Source organism: Mesorhizobium album (assembly GCF_033977205.1).
Classification (GTDB): Bacteria; Pseudomonadota; Alphaproteobacteria; order Rhizobiales; family Rhizobiaceae; genus Mesorhizobium; species Mesorhizobium album.
Window position 1 is genome coordinate 32,206 of sequence record NZ_JAVIIW010000002.1, and the last position, 18,215, is coordinate 50,420.

The window sequence follows — 18,215 nt, forward strand, 5'->3', positions numbered from 1 at the left end:
CAGGGAGAACGACCGTTGGCTTCGGTAGCCCTCACCAATCTTGATCCCGCATCCAGGGCCGCCGCGCGCGGCTGGTCGGATCTGACCATCCGCAACATGTTCATCATCCCGACGCTGGTTTTCCTGATCGTCTTCAACATTTTTCCGCTGATCTATTCGCTCGGCTATTCCTTCACCAATTTCGCCGCCAACCGCAGCGAGCCGTGGCAGTTCGTCGGCCTGCAGAACTATCGGGAGCTGCTCAGCGACGACCACATCTGGTCGAACTTCATCATCACCGCGAAATACGTGATCGTGTCGGTGGCGGGCCAGATGATCGTGGGCTTCGGGCTCGCGCTTCTGCTCAACCGCAGCTTCCCGATGAAGGGCCTGATCACCACGCTGCTGCTGTTGCCAATGATGATGTCGGCGGCGGTCGTCGGCCTGTTCTGGCAGCTGCTCTACAGCCCGTCCTGGGGCCCGATCAACTACGTCTTCGGCCTGGGCGACTTCGCCTGGCTTTCCAATCCGGACAGCGCGCTCTACGCGGTCGCGATCACCGATATCTGGATGTGGTCGCCCTTCGTCATGCTGCTCTCGCTCGCCGGCCTGTCGGCGGTGCCGCAGCATCTCTACGAGGCCGCCGCGATCGATCGCGCCAGCTGGTGGTACACCTTCACGCGCATCACCTTGCCGCTGGTCTCGCCGATCCTGCTTATCGCGCTGATCTTCCGCACCATGGAAGCCTTCAAGACCTTCGACATCGCCTACACGATGACGACGCAGCCGACCGCGGAGCTGATCGCGATCCGGCTTTACAAACAGGCGTTCCAGCAGTGGGATACAGGCAAGTCCTGCGCGCTGGCCTACATCGTGCTGATCATGGTTTTAGCCATCACCAACCTCTACGTGAAGTATCTCAACAAGGTGAAGGAGCGTTGAGATGGCTGCCGTCCGCACTTCTTCCGAGGTCGCCCTCAACCGCGCCGCCATCGTCGCGGTGCTGATCGCGACGCTGATCTTCCTGGCGCCGATCTACTGGATCGCTTCCACGGCGTTCAAGCCGAAGGACCTCGCCGTCAGCGTGCCGCCAACCGTCCTCTTCCAGCCCGAGGTGACGCCGTTCGTGCGGCTCTTCACCAAGCGCGTGCAGATGCAGAAGACCGTCGACCCGCAAGTCTACGAGGCTGCGCCCTGGTGGGAGAAGCGCATCTATGACGGCGGCGAGCGGGTGCTCAAGGTCGGCACCGACGTTCAGCTCTCGCAATATCCCGACCGGTTCACGAACAGCCTGATCGTGGCGATCGTCAGCACCGTGCTTGCCGTCGGCATGGGAACCTTCACCGCCTACGGCTTCTCGCGCTTCAAGATCGCCGGCGAGGCGGACCTTCTGTTCTTCATATTGTCGACGCGCATGTTGCCGCCAGTAGTGGTCGCCATCCCAATGTTCCTGATGTACCGGGCGGTCGGCCTCAACGACTCGCATATCGGGCTCATCATCCTCTACGTCGCCTTCAACCTGTCCTTCTCGGTCTGGCTGATGAAAGGCTTCATGGACGAGATCCCGAAGGAGTATGAGGAGGCAGCGCTCGTCGACGGCTACACGCGCATGCAGGCCTTCTTCAAGATCGTGCTGCCGGAAGCGGCGACCGGCATCGCCGCCACCGCCGTGTTCTGCTTCATCACCGCCTGGAACGAATACGCCTTCGCGCTGATCATGACCAACCGGCGCGCCCAGACGGCGCCGCCCTTCATCCCCAGCCAGATCGGCTCCGGCCTGCCGGACTGGACGACGATCGCCGCGGGTACTTTCCTGTTCCTGCTGCCGGTCGCGATCTTCACCTTCCTGCTGCGCAACCACCTGCTTCGCGGCGTGACCTTCGGAGCGATCCGCAAATGAGTTTTCGCGCGGTCAACGAGAAGTACCTTTTGCCGGCGTCGCAGATCCTCATGGTGCTCGGCATCATCGCGCTCTGCCAGCCATGGAGCCTCAGCCTGCATTCCTATGGGGTGACGATCATCCTGATCGGGCTGATCGGCTTCAACATCACGTCCAAGATTGCGCCGGAGGATAGCGAGGAAACCGGTGCCGCGACGCATGAGGGGGCCCGGCAGTGACGCAGATCGAACTTCGCGGCATCGAGAAATTCTTCGGCGCCGTCCAGGTCATCCACAATCTGAACCTCGCCATCGCCGACAACGAGTTCATCGTGCTGCTCGGACAGTCGGGCTGCGGCAAGACGACGACGCTGCGCGCGATAGCGGGGCTTGAGACGATCGATAAGGGCGACATCCTGATCGACGGCAAAGCGGTGCAGCACCTCAAGGCGGCCGACCGCGACATCGCCATGGTGTTCCAGTCCTTCTCGCTCTACCCGCATATGACGGTGTTCGAGAACATCGCCTTTCCGCTGCGTGCGACGCGCATGAGCAGCGGCGAGGTCGACAAGTCGGTGCGCGAGATCGCCCGGGTCCTGCGCATCGCGGACCTGCTCGACAAGAGGCCGTCGGCGCTCTCGGGCGGCGACATGCAACGGGTGGCGATCGGCCGCGCGCTGGTGCGGCGCCCGAAGGCGATGCTGATGGACGAGCCGATCGGTGCGCTGGACGCCAAGCTGCGCGAGGAGATGCGGGCCGAGATCAAGCGCCTGCATGTCAAGCAGGGATCGACCACGATCTACGTCACCCACGACCAGATCGAGGCGATGAGTCTGGCCGACCGCATCGTCATCATGCATGAGGGCTTCATCCAACAGGTCGGCACGCCGGACGAGGTCTACTCGCATCCGGCAAACCTCTTCGTGGCGCAATTCGTCGGCAGTCCGGTGATGAACATCGCCGAGGCCAGCGTCGCCGATCAGGCTGGCGCTGCCACCGTCACGGTCGGCGATGCCGCAACAGGTTTCGAGTTCCCTCGCGCGCTCCTGTCCAAGCTCAACGGCCACGCCGCCAATGGCGGCCTGACGCTCGGCATCCGTCCGGAGGGCGTTCTCGTCCGGCGCGACGCCGCGCCGGGCTATATGCCGGTCGAGGCGCACATCATCGAGCCGCTCGGCTCCTTCGACATCGTCGACCTTCAGGTCGGCTCCAAGATGCTGCGCGCCCGCACAAAGGCCGGTTACGTCTCAGGCCCAGGCGAAAAGGTCCATGCTCGCATCGATCCCGAGCAGGCGCACTTCTTCGACACGGCAAGTGGCAAGTCACTCGGAGTAAGGCTGTAATGGCCCATATCGAACTGAAGAACATCACCAAGAAGTTCGGCAGCCACACCGCGCTGACCGGCCTCAACCTGGAGATCGCCGACGGCGAGTTCTTCGTGCTGCTCGGCGAGACCGGCGCCGGCAAGACGACGACGCTGCGCCTGATCGCCGGGCTCGAGAAGCCGACCGAGGGCCAGGTATTCATCGACGGCGTCGATGTCGCCGCATGGGGTGCGGCCGAGCGCGACGTTGCGCTGGTGCTGCAGCAATATTCGCTCTATCCGCGCTATACCGTGCGCGAGAACCTCGAATTCCCGCTGAAGCCGAAGATCCGCCGCCTGCCGGATGCCGAGATCAAGGATCGCGTCGCGCGCGCCGCCCGCACGCTGCGCATCGAGCACCTGCTCGACCGCAAGACCGATCGGCTTTCCGGTGGCGAGATGCAGCGCGTCTCGATCGGCCGGGCGATCGTGCGCAAGCCGCGCGTCTTCCTGATGGACGAGCCGCTGTCGGCGCTCGACGCCAAGCTGCGCGAGGCCCTGCGGACCGAACTGAAGAACCTGCAGATGCAGCTCGGCGCCACTTTCCTGTTCGTCACCCACGACCAGATCGAGGCGATGTCGATGGGCGACAAGGTCGGCGTGCTCAACCACGGCCGCATCGTCCAGACCGGCACGCCGCAGGAGATCTATAACAATCCGCGCGACACCTATGTCGCGAGCTTCGTCGGCTCGCCGCCGATGAACCTCATCGACGGCAAGCTGGTCGACGACCGTGCGGTGATGGCGCCGATGAGTTTCGAATTGCCGGTTACCGGGGGAGCCAGGACGGGCGGTGCGACCGACGGTCGCCCGCTCGTCTTCGGCATCCGTCCGGAGGATGTCTATCTGGAGGGCGGGGCGCCGGTCGAGGCGCAGGTCCACGATGTCGAGAACCACGGCGTCGAGAAGATCGTGACGCTCAGGGTCGGCGACACGATGCTGAGAGCCACCGTGCCGGCCAGGACCGCCGTCGAGATCGAGCAGCCGGTCCGCTTCGCCTGGAATCCGGACAAGGTGGTGATGTTCGACAAGGGCAGCGGGGTCAGCCTGCGGCACGCCGGATAAGGGATGGCCCCGAAAACCGGTACGGTTTTTGAACCTATGTTGAATTCGACATAAGCCGAATTATGCGGAGCGCGGGATTATGTGGAGCGGCTGCTTCGCCGCGCCTCGGATCAGGTTGCGCGACACATCGTGGCATCCTCACACGATCTATCCACTCGCAGGGTTGCACCTCAATAGGGGCCCCCAATTCGATGTTCTGATTGACGCACTGCCGGACTACCACCGCGTTGGTCTCGAACACGTGGCTCGTGATGTCGTGAGATAAGCCACGGAATAATTTGGCGGCTGCAGGCGTTCACTTGGCAGACGGTGGGCATACGCGATGACGCCTGCCGCCACGGAGTTGACCGTGCGAACCCTGGCTGCGATCGCTGTTGTCCTGGTTGCAATCATCATCGGACTGGCAAGCTACGCCTATTTCGGATTCTACAATGTTGCTGCCAGCGAGCAGGACGCGAACGTCATCCGCTGGTCGCTTGAGACAATCCGGACCAATTCCATTGAACGTCACGCCGGCCACAATGTCAGCCTGGCCCGATCGCTTGACGATCCGGAGATGATCCACACTGGTGGCCATCACTACAAGGAGGAAGGCTGCGTCGCCTGTCATGGTGGCCCGGGAATTTCTCCGGCGGAGTTCGCCAAGAACATGCGGCCCAAGCCGCCGGATCTTACACGAGCCACTGCCACCTTGGATGATGCTGAGCTCTATTGGATTGTGCAAAACGGCATAAAAATGACCGGGATGCCTGCGTTTGGTCCAACGCATAATCAGGAAGAGCTATGGGCGATGGTGGCTTTTGTTCGCCGTTTGCCGAAGATGTCGCTATCCGAATACGAGAAGATTACCGAAGCCTCAGAAGGTGGGGGCATCATCAGGCTGAAGGTGAAGACCATGGATCGGCTGCGTCTCGCAAATGAGGTGTACACGGATAGCGAAAGCGCCGTCGATCGCTGTAGGTCGTGGCGACGAAGGGCCGACTGATCTTCGGCCTCCGTGGCAAGCATGCGCACCTGCTGCAGTGATGAAGCGCCGATGATCAGGGCAGCCTCGCGTTCCTGCTTGGCTCCAACCAATCAAGCTGGCTGGCGAGCCTGCCTTTTTCGCCCGCGGAGCTCCGCGGCCCACTGCTCGGCTATTTCGGCAGATAGGTCTCGTAGGGCGTGTCGTTGATCAAAAGGATCACGCATTCGGTTTCGGAGAGGCAGGCATCGTCATGCATCTCGTCGGCCTTCTGGGTCCAGTAGGAGCCCGGCGGCAGCTCGACCTTGGTCGCTTCGCCGCCCTGCACCTGCCAATGCGCCCAGAGCCCCTTGATCACCACCGCGCGGTAGTCGGCGGTGTGGGCGTGGACCGGCGCGCGCCAGTTGCCGGGAACTTTCAGCAGCGTACCGGCCGGACCCTTGGCCCGCTCGCCCCATAGCGGACCGAGGCGCTGCGGCTGGTCCGGCGCCTCGACGACGTAAGGGATCTTATCGGCGGGCAGGTAGCTGTCTTCGAGCGCGAATGCCTGTCCCGGAAGGATGGCAAGCGCTGCGAGCGCAAGTGGTGCAAGGTGATTGGCCATGGTGGTTTCCTCCGCCCGCCAGCTTAGGCAGCCTGGGCCGGCGGAGAATGACGCGTCGTCCAAAAAACTTGGCAATTCCTCCAAGGGGAATCGGACAGGGTTCAAGCGCTCGGTCTGTCCTCGCCGTCCGCGGTGTTGCGAAGATGGCTTGGCGCGACGCCCATCACCCGCTTGAAGGCGCGGCTGAAGGAAGCTTCCGAATCGTAGCCGAGTTTCGCCGCCGCCACCGACACCCTCATGCCGTCGCGGGCGAGCCATTGCCGCGCCTGATGCATGCGCACGCGCAGCACATATTTAGCCGGCGTCTCGCCGACCACGGTGGCGAAGCGCTGCGCGAAGGCGGAGCGCGATGCGCCCATCATCTTCGCGAGCGCCTCGACCGTCCAGTCGCGATCGGGCTGCAGGTGAATGGCGGCGAGCACCTTGCCGACGTCCGGGTTGCGGACCGCGGCGATCCATCCGGTGGCGTCGCCGCAGCCGTTTTCCACCCAAGAGCGGATGATCGTGGCGGCGAGTACGTCGGCGAGCCGGGCCAGGATGCCGCCGGAGCCGACCCGGTCCATCGTCACCTCGCCGGCCATCGCATCGAGCAGATGCTGGATGCCCGGCGCATTCGCCATCAACTTATGCGCCTGCATCAGGTCGGGCATCATATCGAGCAGCGGATGCGAGCCGTCGAGGTTGAAATGCATGCTGCCGCAGAACAGCAGCGTCTTGCGGCCGCCGCAGCCGTTGGTGACGTCATAGATGTTCTCGCAGACGGGCTCGATGGTGTAGCGGCCGATCGGTACCGGTGGCACGCCGGGCGCGCTCGCCAGCACATGCTCGTCGCCGCGCGGAATCAGCAGCGCGTCACCCACCGAGAGCTCGATCCATTCCCTGGCCGGCGAGAACAACCAGCAGCCCTGCCGGCCTATGAAATGGAAGCGCGCCGCCTTCTGCGCGGGGAAGGAAACCGCCCAGGGCTCGCCCAGCACGCAGCGGCCATAGTCGACGCCGTCGAGCCGCAAGCCGCGCAGCATGTCGGTCAGCGGATCTCTGGACGCCGGCAATGTGGTTTTGGACGAATTGTAATTCATTTCGGCGTTTCTAGCATGGAAACTCCAGCCAGTCACTTCCTATGTTGCATCGCAGCCAAATATTGCGCCGCAACCAAATTGGACTGACGGAGCCGCCCGCCACGCATGTAACGGGTGGAGCCCGACCCGGTCATCCTCCCACGTGGCGCCGCAGACAGATCGGAGATTCGCCATGACCGAACCCGCCACGGGCGTCATCGACGCCACCGTTCTCGATAGAACCGAATCCGAGGAACGAACCGAGCCTGTGTGGGGCGCGGTGGTCTCGTTGGCGCTTGGCGTGTTCGGCCTGGTAACCGCCGAATTCCTGCCCGCCAGTCTGCTGACGCGTCTGGCGCAGGATCTCGGCGTCAGCGAAGGCGCCGCTGGCCAGGCGGTGACGGCGACGGCCGTTGTCGGCGCGATCGCCGCGCCCACTATGGCCATCGTCACCAAGCGGCTGGATCGCAGGCTGGTCATGTGGATGCTCACCGTGTTTTTGATCGTCTCCAACCTGCTTGCCGCCTTCGCATCCTCGCTCACGATGCTGCTTCTGGCCCGTGTGGTTCTGGGCGTTGCACTTGGCGGCTTCTGGTCGATGTCGGCCGCCATGGCGATGCGGCTGGTGCCGATGCGGCTGATGCCGCGCGCCATGTCGATCATCCTGACCGGCGTTTCGGTTGCGACCGTCACCGCCGCGCCCGTCGGCGCCTATGTCGGCGACATCTGGGGCTGGCGCACGGCGTTCATGATCGCGGCGGTCGTCGGCGCCCTGGCGCTGCTGGTGCAACTCGCCACCATCCCCAGCTTGCCGCCGACGGCCGTGGCGAGTTTCCGCACCCTGATCGAGGTGCTGAAGCGGCCGACCATCCGCGTCGCGCTTCTCGTCGTGCTGCTCGTCGCCTCCGGACAGTTTGCCGGCTTCACCTATGTGCGGCCGTTCCTGGAGACCGTGCCGGTGATGCCGATCGCGACTATCTCGTTGGTGCTGCTCGCCTATGGTATCGGCGGCTTCTTCGGCAATTTTGCCGGGGCTTTCCTGGCCGAGCGCAATCTGAAGCTTGCGGTCGCACTGGCGCCGCTGCTGATCGCACTGTCGGCGCTTGCCATGCTCATCTTCGGCGCCTCGCCGGTGATCGCGGCAACAGCGGTCGCCGCCTGGGGCTTTGCTTTCGGCGCGGTGCCGGTCGGGCTGCAGACCTGGCTGGTGCGAGCCGCTCCCGACCAGGCCGAGAGCGCCGGCGGGTTGATGGTCGCGACCTTCCAGGTGGCGATCGCGCTGGGCGCCGTGCTCGGCGGCCTGCTGGTCGATCATGCCGGCGTGGCGAGCGCCTTCGCCTACGGCGCCGCGGCGACGCTGCTCGCCGCGGTGGTGACTTTCGCCATCGGGCCGAAACAGGCCGAATAGTCTGATCGGTATGATCCGTCTCATGTCGGCCCCGGGCCCTCGGTGTTCCGGGCCGACACCTCAGCAACCGCTGCTGCCGAAAGTCGGTTATTGTTACACGATAACCGAGACCACCGGCCTCCTCGGCGAGAACGGCAAGGTGGGTCCATATCCGAACCGCATCGCAAGGTCGGGTCTGCGGGTTTCGCCGACGATTGCCGCCAGATCGGCGCGCAGGCGGGCGACCTCGACGGGCTGGTTGATAAAGGCCACCTTCAGGCCCAACTTCGTCGCCGCCAACGCGAAGCGCTGGCATGCCTGGCCGACCCTGATCCAGTGATCATGGTCAGGTCGCTCGCCAAAAAAGATCGCGACCCCGGCGGAAGAGTCGATCTGACGGGCGTAGTTCCGATTTTCCCGCGCGACGTCAAATAGACGGTCGAACGCGATCCGACCCAAGCCGGTCGGCAGTGCCGGGTTGCCGCTGGAGGCGGAGAAGAGCCCATCGCCTCGAGCCATCGCGCTGCGCGGGTTGAATCGTATCCACTGTTTCAGTTCGCGCATGAACGCGGGGTCGTTCATCTGATCTTGGTTGCCGGCAAGGACCAGATCCCGCACACGCTTCATCCGCACCCGGTCAGTGACAAGCGCCAGGCTCACACCCGGCGCTGCTGCTGTCCGCTCAAGTTCAGCGAGATCCGCGGGAGGGATGGCACGACCATCGTATTCGGCACGTGTCGATTGGCGTTTTGAAATGGCGTCGACGAGCGGGTCCACCTTCGGGACGTCCGTGACGTAATCGTAACGGACTCCGTCGGCCGTAAGCGAGGCTTCGCCAGGGCGGCCAGTCGCCGCCGCGGCGAGCGCGAGGTTGGCGGCGGCGCAACCAAGGCTGACATAGAGATGATGATCGTCCGGGTCCACGACAGGCGTCCGCCGCTGGAAGTCGGGTCGGATCTCGATCGCTTGCCCGTCAAACCGGAACCGCCATGGCTGCGTGTTATGGCTGTTGGCCGCCAGGGTGGCGTAACGGACCACGGCTTGCAGATCGGGCGTCAGTTGGCTGCGCAGCCCGGCGGCGAAGGTTTCGTACTCGGCCATCGACCCGGTCGCCGCTTGCCACGCGGCGACGCCGGTGCCGGCTGCGACAAGCGCGACCCCCGCACCGACAAGCACTGTCCGCCTGTTCATTTCGCCTCCTGATCAACCGCATGGCAAGGTAGTACCGCGCGGAAGATCGCCCCTTGATTCCGGTCAAGCCGAGCGGCCGTCGAACTCGAAGACCTCGACAGCGGCAAGGTCGACGTCCTCGAGGCAGTTGATGTTGATGTAGGCGCTGCGCTCGCTGCCCTGGCCGATATCCTCGGCAAAGGGGTGGATGCCGCAGGTCCGGCAGAAGCGATGTGCGATCGAGCCCTTGCCGAAACTGTATTTGCCGAGGTCGTCGCCCCAGGCAACCACGCGCATGCTGGCGTGCGGCACGGCCCACAGCAGCGCGCCCTTGCGCGCGCAGATCGAGCAATTGCAGCGCACGGCGCCGCCAAGCTCGCCCTCGACCTCGAACGCCGCCTTGCCGCAGTGGCAGCTGCCTTTGTAGAGCATAGGTTCTTCCCCTCGCTTCGGCAGGTGCAACGGCACGCTTGCCGGGTTATTCCTTTCTCAAGACCTGGCCGGCCACATTAAGTATTTGTTTTCACGCAATTCTGGACGGAAAACCGCTGCACACTGTTTCTGGAAATTGCTTTAAAGACGCTGCAGCTTTCGGGAGTCCGACATCGACATGCAATCTCTCCGAGACCGCCTCGAAGCGACCCTGTCGCGCCTTGCGAACCGCCTCGCCGACGAGAAGGTCTACACGAAGCTCTATACCGAGGCGGCACGCGCCGCTGCCGACGCGGCCGACGCCCGGCGCAAGGCCGGCGTTAGTCTCGGGCCGCTCGATGGCGCGATCGTCTCGATCAAGGATCTGTTCGATATCGCGGGAGAGCCCACCCGGGCCGGTTCGCTGATGCGCGCCGGTGCAGAGCCTGCCGCGCAGGACGCGGCGATCGTGCGCAGGCTGCGACAGGCCGGTGCGATGATCCTCGGCAAGACCAACATGACCGAATTCGCCTTCACCGCGATCGGCGACAATCCGCATTACGGCACGCCGGGCAACGCTGCCGATGCAAGCCTGATCCCGGGCGGTTCGTCGTCCGGTGCTGCCGTTGCGGTCGCCGAGGGAAGCAGCGACATCTCGATCGGCTCGGACACCGGCGGCTCGGTGCGCATTCCGGCCTCGCTCAACGGCGTCGTCGGTTTCAAGCCGACGGCGCGGCGCGTGCTTTTGGCGGGCGCCTTTCCCCTGTCGACGACGCTGGATTCGATCGGGCCGCTCGCCCGCAGCGTCGCCGACTGCGCGATCGCCGATGCGATCATGGGAGGAGAGGAGCCGTCTGTTCTTCAGCCGATCCCGCTCGCCGGCCTGCGCGTCGGCATCCCGCGCGGCGTGCTCTTCGGCGAGACGCAGCCCGAGGTCTCGGCAGCTTTCGAGTCATGCGTAGGCAAAATCGAACAGGCGGGCGCGCGCGTCGCCGATTTGCCGATCGACGACCTCATCGCCGAAATGCGCGCGGCGACCAGGCGCGCCTCGATCGCGGCAATCGAAGGCGCGGAGGTGCATGCCGACTGGCTGGCGGCCGGCGCCTCGGTGCCGGTTGACCCGCATGTCAGCGGGCCTTTGTCGCGGGCGCTGACGGTTCCCGCTTCCGTCTATATCAAGACGATCCGTCGCCGGCGGGAACTGGTCGCAGCCATGGACGACCGGCTGGAGGCGATCGACGTGCTTGCCCTGCCGACCGTGCCGATGGTTGCGCCGTCGATCGCCGCCATGGCCGGCGATGAAGCGCTTCGCGACCGCACGGAAGGCCTGTTGCTGCGCAATACCCAGGTCGCCAACCAGTTCGACCTTTGCGCGATCTCGCTGCCGATGCCCGTCACAAGGCTGCCGGCCGGACTGATGCTGGTGGGCAGGCATGGACACGACCGGTACCTGCTTGGAATCGCTGCCGCGGTCGAGGCATTGCTGAACGGTTGAGGGCGAGGCAAACGGCGAGTGTCAGTCAACCGGAAAGCGCCGGCGATAGTGTTCGATCGCTTCCGGATTGCGCAGGTTGACCGGCAATTTGTTGGCGAGCACCAGCAACGCCTCGCCGGCGGCGCCGACGCCCATGCGCATCATCGATTCCTCAGTGATGCCGGCCATATGCGGAGTGACGATGACGTTGTCGAAGCCGAAATAGGGATGGTTGGGCGGCAGCGGCTGCGTCGCAAAGACATCGAGCGCGGCGCCGCCGATACGGCCCTTCCGCAGGGCTTCGATCAGCGCCTCGTCGTCGACGACGGGCCCGCGCGAGACGTTGATCAGCAGCGCACTGGGCTTCATGCGGGCGATGCGCTCGCGGCTGATCAGGCCGCGCGTCTCCTCGGTCAGCGGGCAGCAGAGCACGATGATGTCGCTCTGCTCGACCAGCGCATCGATCGACAGGAAGCCGACGCGGTCGGGCGCCGGGCGCATGCTGCGCGTGGTCGCCACGACCTTGAGGTCGAAACCGTGCGCTGCGATGTGGCCGACGGCCTGGCCGACCGCGCCGAGGCCGACGATGCCGATCGTCTTGCCGGCAAGCTCGCTGGTCGAATTGGCGTGCTCGCGCCCGGCGAGCCAGCCTTGGGTGCGGAGGTCGCGATCCATCATGCGGAAGCGCCGCAAGAGCGCGAGCGCCGTGAACATCACATGTTCGGCGACCGAGCGGGCATTGACCGCCGGCACGTTCGCCACCAGCACGCCGGCGGAGGTTGCCACCTCGACTGGGATCATGTCCAGCCCAGCGCCATGGCGGATCGCGGCGCGCAGGTTCTTGGCGCCGCCGAAAAGCTCGGGCGGCAGCGGCGCACGCACGATGACGATGTCGGCGTCCCTGGCCTCAGTGGCAAGGGTCCTGGCATCGAGGGCGGATGCGATCGCCAGCCGGCCGGCTCCTGCCAGCATGGCCGTGGCGCGCGGGTGCAGCGGGTGCGTCGACAGGATCTTGCGCATAACGCTCAGGCCTTTTCGAGCTCTGCGCTCTTCGGCTCCGTTCCCCGACCCTCGATGAGACCCTTCCAGTAGCTCTCGGCGCCCTGAAGATGGGCGCTCATCAGCGCTTGGGCGAGGTTGCCGTCGCGGCGCAGCAGCGCCTCGTAGATCTGGATATGCTCGGCATGCGAGCGCTTGCTGCGCTCCAGATCGTTGAAATAGATCGGCAGGCGCTGCTCGCCCATCAGATAGTAGACGCTGCAGATATTGTGGAAGACGCCGTTCTTGGTCGCTCGCACGATCTCGAGGTGGAACTCGCGGTCCTCCTTGGCGAGACCTTCGCCGGCGGCGATGCGCTCCTCGGAAGCCTTCAGGATCTCGCGAAGCCGTTCGAAATTCTCCTCGGTGGCGCGCGAGCAGGCAAGCTCGGCGGCCTTGATCTCGTGGATCTTGCGCAGCTCGACGGTCTCGTAGATCCGCACCGGATCGAGCGGCAGGCCCGCGCGCGCGAACAGCGCCAGCGCCTCGACGCTTGCCTGCTTGGTGTCGATATAGATGCCGGATTTGGCGCGGCGCTCGACGATGCGCATGGCTTCCAGGATCGCCAGCGCCTCGCGGATCTGGCCGCGGCTGACGGCGAAATGCTCCGCCAGCTCGCGCTCCGACGGGGTACGGCCCGTGTCCTTGTCCGAGTTGGAGAACAGATAGGCGGCGAGTTCCGCAAGAAGGTTCTTTTCTTTCATCGTCAAATGCGTTGCGCGTGCGCCTCCAGGAACCGCTCCGAAACGGTGAAACCCAGTCCGGGCTTTTCAGGGATCGCTATCATACCGTCTTTCGCTTCGACAGTCTCTTCGACGAGATCGTGGAGCATCGGATTGGCGCCCAGCGAATATTCGACGATGAAGCTCGAGGGCGAGGCCGCGCAGACATGCAGCCCAGCGAAGAAGCAGGGCGCGCCAGCCCAAAGATGCGGCGCGAAGCGCAGGTTGAAGGCGCTGGCGATGGTGCCGATCTTCATCGCCTCGCTGATGCCGCCGCAGAAGGCCGGATCCGGCTGGAAGATGTCGGCCGATTTCAGCACGGCAAGATCGCGGAACGCATAGCGCGTCGCCTCGCTCTCGCCGGTGGCGACCGGGACGGAGCCTGAGGCGCGCACTTCGGCCATGCCGGGCTTGTCGTCGGCGATCACCGGCTCTTCGAACCAGGCGAGGTCGAGGTCGCCGGTGAGGCTGACGAAGCGCTTCGCCTCGGCGACGGTGTAGGTGCCGTGCGCGTCGACCATCAATTCCACGTCAGGACCGAGCGCCTGCCGCGCGGCGCGCACGCGCGCGGCCGAAATATGCGGCGCGCCATCCATGGCGCCGATGCGCATCTTCAGCGCCTTGAAGCCGCCCTTGGCGATGTAGGATTTGAGCTGCTCGCCGATCGCATCGGCCGCGGCCCATCCGCCCGACGCATAGGCCCGCATGCGCTCGACCTTGCGGCCGCCGAGCAACCGCCAGACCGGCTGCCCCAGCGACTTGCCGAGGATGTCCCAGAGCGCGATGTCGACGGCGCTGATCGCCGCCACGCTCATGCCGCGCCGCGCCAGCTGCGGCATGGCGTGGCCGGCATGGGCCGCCGTGTGGTGGCGCACGCCGTTGTAGAGCATTTCCCAGATGATGCCGATATCGGCAGGATCGCGGCCGATAAGCTGCGGCGCAATCTCGTGGTTCAGCATGTGGACCAGCGCGCCGTAGCTGCCGGCGCTGCCGGCGGCGTTCTTGCCTTCGCCCCAGCCGACAAGGCCGTCATCGGTCTCGATGCGCAAAATGGCGGCGTCGAATGTCGTCACCTGACCGAAGTCGCTGCGGTGCTGCTTTGCGACTTCGATCGGTATGCGAACCCACCAGGCCTGGACGTTTCTGATACGCATATTCATCCCCAGCCCCACCGCCGCAAGGCGGAAAGGCTTCAATCGGACCGTCTACTTGATCAGCGGCAGCAGCGTTTCGGCGGTGATGCGCATCTGGTCTGTGTAGAACTTCTCGGTGAGCAGGCTGGAGCCATGGTCCTGGATGAATTTGAGCTGCTCGGGCGAGATATCGACCGGGTTGCGCTCGACCATCTCCGGATAGGGAGCGGCCGGCGTGCGGTCGACGGGCGCGACGAACTCGTTGGTCAACGCGCCGTCATAGCCGATCTCCTTCAGCGTGCCGACAATCTTCGGCCAGTCGATCTGGCCGAGTCCGGCGGCGAAGCGGTTGTTGTCGGCGACATGGAAGTCGAAGAGGCGCTTTCCCACCTGCCGGATGGCGTCATAGACGTTAAATTCTTCCATATGGATGTGGTAGGCGTCGAGGCAGACGCCGCATTCGGGGCTCACCGCGTCGGCAAGCGCCAGCGCCTGGGCGCCGCGATTGAAGAGATAGGTCTCGAAGCGGTTGAGCGGCTCGATGGCGATCCTGACGCCGACCTTCTTGGCATGCGCGAAGCATTCGCGCGTGGCATCCACCACCCAGCCCCATTCTTCGGCCTCGGTGCCGTCGGGCACCACCTTGCCAACGGTCGCCGGAACCAGCGTGATGATCTCGCCGTCGAGCTCGCTCACCATGGTCAGCACGTCCTTGACGTATTGCACCGAGCGCTCGCGCTGGCCCTGGTTCTTGGCGGCGAGGTTGCGTTCGCCCAGCATCAGCGTCACCGCGCCCCAGCAGCGGATGCCGTGCTCCTTCAGGAGCGCGCGCGTCTCCTTGATCTTGTACTGTGCGGGCTCGCCGGAAATCTCGATCGACTCATAGCCGAGCTTCTTGATGCGCTTGAGCGTCGTCTCCAATGGCTCCGCCCGCATCCAGTTGTGCGTCGAAAGGTGCATGATCTATCCTTCCCAGAAATCGCCTGTCACGTTTGTTCGCGGCGTTCTCCAGCGAGTCCGTCGCATGATCTCCTCCCCAAGGCGTTCCAGCGGCTTTTTTCTCAAAACTGGTTCGACCAATTGGGCCTGACAAGACCTCTACAGGAAATTCTCATGATCGGCAAGGAGACCGAAGAGAGAGGGCAGGCCATCAAGCAATTTATTGATTTCAATGGATTAAATCTCCCGAGTGCGACCACGCTCGCGGCTTTCCCCTTATTTTCGGCCGCTTGACCGAAAGCCTGGATTTGGTATTACCAGAATGGCGGCACGAACACGTGTCTGCAGGAAAAGACCAAACAGCTGGCCCTCACTCCAATCGGCGCTATGCTTGGTCGCGACAAACGAGAGAGGGAGGATGCCGATGCCGACGACGATGAAGGGTCCCGGCCTGTTTCTGGCGCAGTTCGCGGGCGACGCCGCACCATTCAATTCACTGGCTTCGATCACCAAATGGGCGGCCGGCCTGGGCTACAAGGGCGTGCAGATTCCGACCTGGGACGGCCGCCTGTTCGACCTCAAGAAAGCGGCGTCGTCAAAAACCTACTGCGACGAGGTGAAAGGCATCTGCGCCGACGCCGGCGTCGAGATCACCGAGCTGTCGACGCATCTGCAGGGTCAGCTTGTGGCGGTGCATCCGGCCTATGACGCGCAGTTCGACGGTTTCGCGCCGCCCGAGGTGCACAATAATCCGAAGGCCCGGCAGAAATGGGCGGTCGAGCAGATGGAGTTCGGCGCCAAGGCGTCGAAGAATCTCGGCCTCAAGGCGTCTGTTTCCTTCAGCGGCGCGCTCGCCTTCCCGTATCTTTATCCGTGGCCGCAGCGTCCGCCGGGGTTGATCGAGGAAGCCTTTGCCGAGCTCGGCAAGCGCTGGAAGCCGATCCTCGACGTCTATGACGAGAACGGCGTCGATGTCGGCTACGAGATCCATCCAGGCGAGGATGTGTTCGACGGCGCGACCTTCGAGATGTTCCTCGAAGCGGTCGGCGGCCACAAGCGCTGCAACATCAACTACGATCCGTCTCACTTCCTGTTGCAGCAGCTCGACTATCTCGAGTTCATCGACATCTACCACGAGCGGATCAAGGCTTTCCACGTCAAGGATGCCGAGTTCAACCCGACGGGACGTCAGGGCGTCTATTCGGGCTATCAGGGCTGGGTGAACAGGGCCGGGCGTTTCCGTTCGCTGGGCGACGGGCAGGTGGATTTCAGCGGCATCTTCTCCAAGCTCACCCAGTATAACTACGATTCCTGGGCGGTGCTGGAATGGGAATGCTGCCTGAAGCATCCGGAGGACGGCGCGGCCGAAGGCGCGCCCTTCATCCAGCACCACATCATCCGGGTCACGGAGAGGGCCTTCGATGATTTCGCCGGCGGCACCAGCGACAAGAAGCTGCTGCGCGCGATGATGGGGATCTAGCACCGCTTTACCCTCGAAGGGGAGGGTCGATCCGCAAAGCGGATCGGGGTGGGGGCGCCGGGCGTGGAACTCGGCATGAACCGACCCCTCCCGGCCCTTCAGGCCACCCTCTCCTCGAGGGGGAGGAATATTCAAGACAATAGAGGACAAAGAAACATGGTCGGCGCATCGAAGTCGGAAACGGGAGGCGGCCCGATCCGCTACGGCATGGTCGGCGGCGGGCAGGGCGCCTTTATCGGCGCGGTGCATCGGATCGCAGCGCGCATGGACAATGATTTCGTGCTGGTGGCCGGCGCGCTGTCGTCGAACCCGGAACGGGCGAAGGCCTCGGCCGCCGAACTCGGGCTCGATCCGTCCCGCAGCTACGGCTCCTATGCGGAGATGGCGAAAGCCGAGGCGAAGCGGCCGGACGGCATCGAGGCGGTGGCGATCGTGACCCCCAACAATGTGCATGTGCCGGCGGCAAAGGCCTTCCTCGAAGCCGGCATCCATGTGATCTGCGACAAGCCGCTTGCGACTTCGCTGGCCGAAGCGAAGAAGCTTGCGGCATTGGTCGAAAAGACCGGCAAGGTCTTCGTGCTCACCCACAACTACACTGCCTATCCGATGGTGCGCCAGGCGCGCGAGATGGTGGCCAAGGGCGTGCTCGGCGACATCCGCATCGTACAGTCGGAATATCCGCAGGATTGGCTGACGGAAGACCTCGCCGCCACCGGCCAGAAGCAGGCTTCGTGGCGCTCCGACCCCAAGCAGGCGGGCGCCGGCGGCGCGCTCGGCGACATCGGCACGCATGCCTACAATCTCGCCCGCTTCGTCTCGGGGCTGGAACTCGATTCGCTTTCGGCCGACCTCGACGCCTTTGTGCCGGGCCGCCAGCTCGACGACAACGTCAATGTGCTTTTGCGCTTCAAGCCGGTCGGCAAGGGGCATCCGGCCAAGGGTATGATCTGGGCAAGCCAGGTAGCGCCAGGGCACGAGAACGGACTGAAGCTGCGCATCTACGGCTCGAAGGGCGGGCTGGAATGGGTGCAGGCCGACCCGAACTATCTCTGGTACACGCCGTTCGGCCAGCCGAAGCAGTTGCTCACCCGCGCCGGCGCCGGAGCGATGCCTGTCGCAGCGCGTGTCACGCGCGTGCCGTCGGGCCATCCGGAGGGCTATCTCGAAGGCTTCGCCAACATTTACCAGGAAGCGGCCCGCGCCATCCGCGCGGCGCGCCGGAAGGGCGGCAAGTTGGCCAAGGATGTCGTGTTCCCGACGATCGCGGACGGCGTCGAAGGCATGGCCTTCATCGAGGCCTGCGTGAAGTCTTCAAAGAAGAACGGGGCCTGGACGAAACTGTAGTCGCGCGCTCGGCGGGCGGCGAGTCCCCCTCAACCCGGATTGCCAGCCGAATTGCAAAGGCAATTCGGGGCAATCCGACCTCTCCCCTCGGGGAGAGGAGATCGCCGGCGCCAAACCTCTTCTCCCCTCGGGGAGAAGGTGGCCGCGAAGCGGCCGGATGAGGGGGGCAACGCCGGCGGGAGGGAACAGCCGGCCGTCAAAGGGGG

General features: G+C 64.5%; 18 protein-coding genes. 10 read left to right on the top strand and 8 right to left on the bottom strand.

The features are described from left to right. Nucleotides 1-15 precede the first annotated feature (15 nt). The 6 genes from RFN28_RS01935 (at nt 16) to RFN28_RS01960 (ending at nt 5,270) form a co-directional block, all read left to right on the top strand. Nucleotides 16-921, top strand: coding sequence for a carbohydrate ABC transporter permease (locus RFN28_RS01935; RefSeq protein ID WP_320285686.1), 906 nt, complete (start codon nt 16-18; stop codon nt 919-921). A gap of 1 nt (nt 922) precedes the next feature. Further along, on the top strand, nt 923-1,879 hold the full coding sequence (locus RFN28_RS01940; protein ID WP_320285687.1) for a carbohydrate ABC transporter permease: 957 nt from the start codon (nt 923-925) through the stop codon (nt 1,877-1,879). Continuing rightward, the gene (locus RFN28_RS01945) at nt 1,876-2,097 is read left to right on the top strand and encodes a hypothetical protein (protein ID WP_320285688.1); all 222 of its coding nucleotides are present in this window, start codon (nt 1,876-1,878) and stop codon (nt 2,095-2,097) included. The genes RFN28_RS01940 and RFN28_RS01945 overlap by 4 nt, the downstream gene beginning before the upstream one ends. Then, on the top strand, nt 2,094-3,200 hold the full coding sequence (locus tag RFN28_RS01950; protein WP_320285689.1) for an ABC transporter ATP-binding protein: 1,107 nt from the start codon (nt 2,094-2,096) through the stop codon (nt 3,198-3,200). The genes RFN28_RS01945 and RFN28_RS01950 overlap by 4 nt, the downstream gene beginning before the upstream one ends. Next, nucleotides 3,200-4,285: an ABC transporter ATP-binding protein gene (locus RFN28_RS01955; RefSeq protein ID WP_292623314.1), complete on the top strand. Its 1,086-nt coding sequence runs from the start codon at nt 3,200-3,202 to the stop codon at nt 4,283-4,285. Before RFN28_RS01950 ends, RFN28_RS01955 begins: the two co-directional genes overlap by 1 nt. Nucleotides 4,286-4,607: 322 nt before the next feature. Beyond that, a complete protein-coding gene (locus RFN28_RS01960; RefSeq protein WP_320285690.1) occupies nt 4,608-5,270 on the top strand; it encodes a c-type cytochrome in 663 nt (220 codons plus the stop codon). 151 nt (nt 5,271-5,421) lie between these two features. On the opposite strand, the gene RFN28_RS01965 is transcribed toward RFN28_RS01960, so the two are convergent. Beyond that, complete coding sequence (locus RFN28_RS01965; RefSeq protein WP_320285691.1) at nt 5,422-5,853, bottom strand: DUF4437 domain-containing protein; 432 nt, start codon at nt 5,851-5,853, stop codon at nt 5,422-5,424. A 101-nt stretch (nt 5,854-5,954) separates the two neighbouring features. Then, a complete protein-coding gene (locus tag RFN28_RS01970) occupies nt 5,955-6,932 on the bottom strand; it encodes an AraC family transcriptional regulator (RefSeq protein WP_320285692.1) in 978 nt (325 codons plus the stop codon). A gap of 172 nt (nt 6,933-7,104) precedes the next feature. On the opposite strand from RFN28_RS01970, the gene RFN28_RS01975 reads away from it, so the two are divergent. After that, nucleotides 7,105-8,319: an MFS transporter gene (locus RFN28_RS01975; protein ID WP_320285693.1), complete on the top strand. Its 1,215-nt coding sequence runs from the start codon at nt 7,105-7,107 to the stop codon at nt 8,317-8,319. Nucleotides 8,320-8,412: 93 nt separating this feature from the next. On the opposite strand, the gene RFN28_RS01980 is transcribed toward RFN28_RS01975, so the two are convergent. Next, nucleotides 8,413-9,489, bottom strand: a complete 1,077-nt coding sequence (locus RFN28_RS01980; protein ID WP_320285694.1) for an Acg family FMN-binding oxidoreductase — start codon at nt 9,487-9,489, stop codon at nt 8,413-8,415. Between the two features lie 63 nt (nt 9,490-9,552). Continuing rightward, the gene (locus RFN28_RS01985; RefSeq protein ID WP_320285695.1) at nt 9,553-9,900 is read right to left on the bottom strand and encodes a GFA family protein; all 348 of its coding nucleotides are present in this window, start codon (nt 9,898-9,900) and stop codon (nt 9,553-9,555) included. Between the two features lie 178 nt (nt 9,901-10,078). Between RFN28_RS01985 and RFN28_RS01990 the strand changes: the two genes are divergently transcribed. Continuing rightward, a complete protein-coding gene (locus tag RFN28_RS01990) occupies nt 10,079-11,374 on the top strand; it encodes an amidase (RefSeq protein WP_320285696.1) in 1,296 nt (431 codons plus the stop codon). A gap of 21 nt (nt 11,375-11,395) precedes the next feature. On the opposite strand, the gene RFN28_RS01995 is transcribed toward RFN28_RS01990, so the two are convergent. The 4 genes from RFN28_RS01995 to RFN28_RS02010 are packed head-to-tail and all read right to left on the bottom strand — an operon-like array spanning nt 11,396 to nt 15,206. Beyond that, a complete protein-coding gene (locus tag RFN28_RS01995; RefSeq protein WP_320285697.1) occupies nt 11,396-12,373 on the bottom strand; it encodes a hydroxyacid dehydrogenase in 978 nt (325 codons plus the stop codon). Nucleotides 12,374-12,378: 5 nt separating this feature from the next. Beyond that, nucleotides 12,379-13,095 carry a FadR/GntR family transcriptional regulator gene (locus tag RFN28_RS02000; protein ID WP_320285698.1) on the bottom strand — a complete coding sequence of 239 codons (717 nt, stop codon included), beginning with the start codon at nt 13,093-13,095 and terminating at the stop codon, nt 12,379-12,381. A gap of 2 nt (nt 13,096-13,097) precedes the next feature. Continuing rightward, complete coding sequence (locus tag RFN28_RS02005; RefSeq protein ID WP_320285699.1) at nt 13,098-14,267, bottom strand: mandelate racemase/muconate lactonizing enzyme family protein; 1,170 nt, start codon at nt 14,265-14,267, stop codon at nt 13,098-13,100. Between the two features lie 51 nt (nt 14,268-14,318). Continuing rightward, entirely contained in the window at nt 14,319-15,206 is an 888-nt protein-coding gene (locus tag RFN28_RS02010) for a sugar phosphate isomerase/epimerase family protein (protein WP_320285700.1), read from the bottom strand. Between the two features lie 403 nt (nt 15,207-15,609). Between RFN28_RS02010 and RFN28_RS02015 the strand changes: the two genes are divergently transcribed. Together RFN28_RS02015 and RFN28_RS02020 are read left to right on the top strand one after the other, a co-directional pair. Continuing rightward, nucleotides 15,610-16,665 carry a sugar phosphate isomerase/epimerase family protein gene (locus tag RFN28_RS02015; RefSeq protein WP_320285701.1) on the top strand — a complete coding sequence of 352 codons (1,056 nt, stop codon included), beginning with the start codon at nt 15,610-15,612 and terminating at the stop codon, nt 16,663-16,665. A 156-nt stretch (nt 16,666-16,821) separates the two neighbouring features. Beyond that, entirely contained in the window at nt 16,822-18,009 is a 1,188-nt protein-coding gene (locus RFN28_RS02020; protein ID WP_320285702.1) for a Gfo/Idh/MocA family protein, read from the top strand. The last annotated feature ends 206 nt before the right edge of the window (nt 18,010-18,215 follow it).

Bases quoted from the DNA above. Each gene is read 5' to 3' on its own strand.
- RFN28_RS02005 (WP_320285699.1), bottom strand. From the start codon at position 14,267: ATGCGTATCAGAAACGTCCAGGCCTGGTGGGTTCGCATACCGATCGAA.
- RFN28_RS01960 (WP_320285690.1), top strand. From the start codon at position 4,608: ATGACGCCTGCCGCCACGGAGTTGACCGTGCGAACCCTGGCTGCGATC.
- RFN28_RS01945 (WP_320285688.1), top strand. From the start codon at position 1,876: ATGAGTTTTCGCGCGGTCAACGAGAAGTACCTTTTGCCGGCGTCGCAG.
- RFN28_RS02020 (WP_320285702.1), top strand. From the start codon at position 16,822: ATGGTCGGCGCATCGAAGTCGGAAACGGGAGGCGGCCCGATCCGCTAC.
- RFN28_RS01965 (WP_320285691.1), bottom strand. From the start codon at position 5,853: ATGGCCAATCACCTTGCACCACTTGCGCTCGCAGCGCTTGCCATCCTT.
- RFN28_RS02010 (WP_320285700.1), bottom strand. From the start codon at position 15,206: ATGCACCTTTCGACGCACAACTGGATGCGGGCGGAGCCATTGGAGACG.
- RFN28_RS02000 (WP_320285698.1), bottom strand. From the start codon at position 13,095: ATGAAAGAAAAGAACCTTCTTGCGGAACTCGCCGCCTATCTGTTCTCC.
- RFN28_RS01995 (WP_320285697.1), bottom strand. From the start codon at position 12,373: ATGCGCAAGATCCTGTCGACGCACCCGCTGCACCCGCGCGCCACGGCC.
- RFN28_RS01975 (WP_320285693.1), top strand. From the start codon at position 7,105: ATGACCGAACCCGCCACGGGCGTCATCGACGCCACCGTTCTCGATAGA.
- RFN28_RS01970 (WP_320285692.1), bottom strand. From the start codon at position 6,932: ATGAATTACAATTCGTCCAAAACCACATTGCCGGCGTCCAGAGATCCG.
- RFN28_RS01940 (WP_320285687.1), top strand. From the start codon at position 923: ATGGCTGCCGTCCGCACTTCTTCCGAGGTCGCCCTCAACCGCGCCGCC.
- RFN28_RS01990 (WP_320285696.1), top strand. From the start codon at position 10,079: ATGCAATCTCTCCGAGACCGCCTCGAAGCGACCCTGTCGCGCCTTGCG.
- RFN28_RS01955 (WP_292623314.1), top strand. From the start codon at position 3,200: ATGGCCCATATCGAACTGAAGAACATCACCAAGAAGTTCGGCAGCCAC.
- RFN28_RS01980 (WP_320285694.1), bottom strand. From the start codon at position 9,489: ATGAACAGGCGGACAGTGCTTGTCGGTGCGGGGGTCGCGCTTGTCGCA.
- RFN28_RS01985 (WP_320285695.1), bottom strand. From the start codon at position 9,900: ATGCTCTACAAAGGCAGCTGCCACTGCGGCAAGGCGGCGTTCGAGGTC.
- RFN28_RS02015 (WP_320285701.1), top strand. From the start codon at position 15,610: ATGCCGACGACGATGAAGGGTCCCGGCCTGTTTCTGGCGCAGTTCGCG.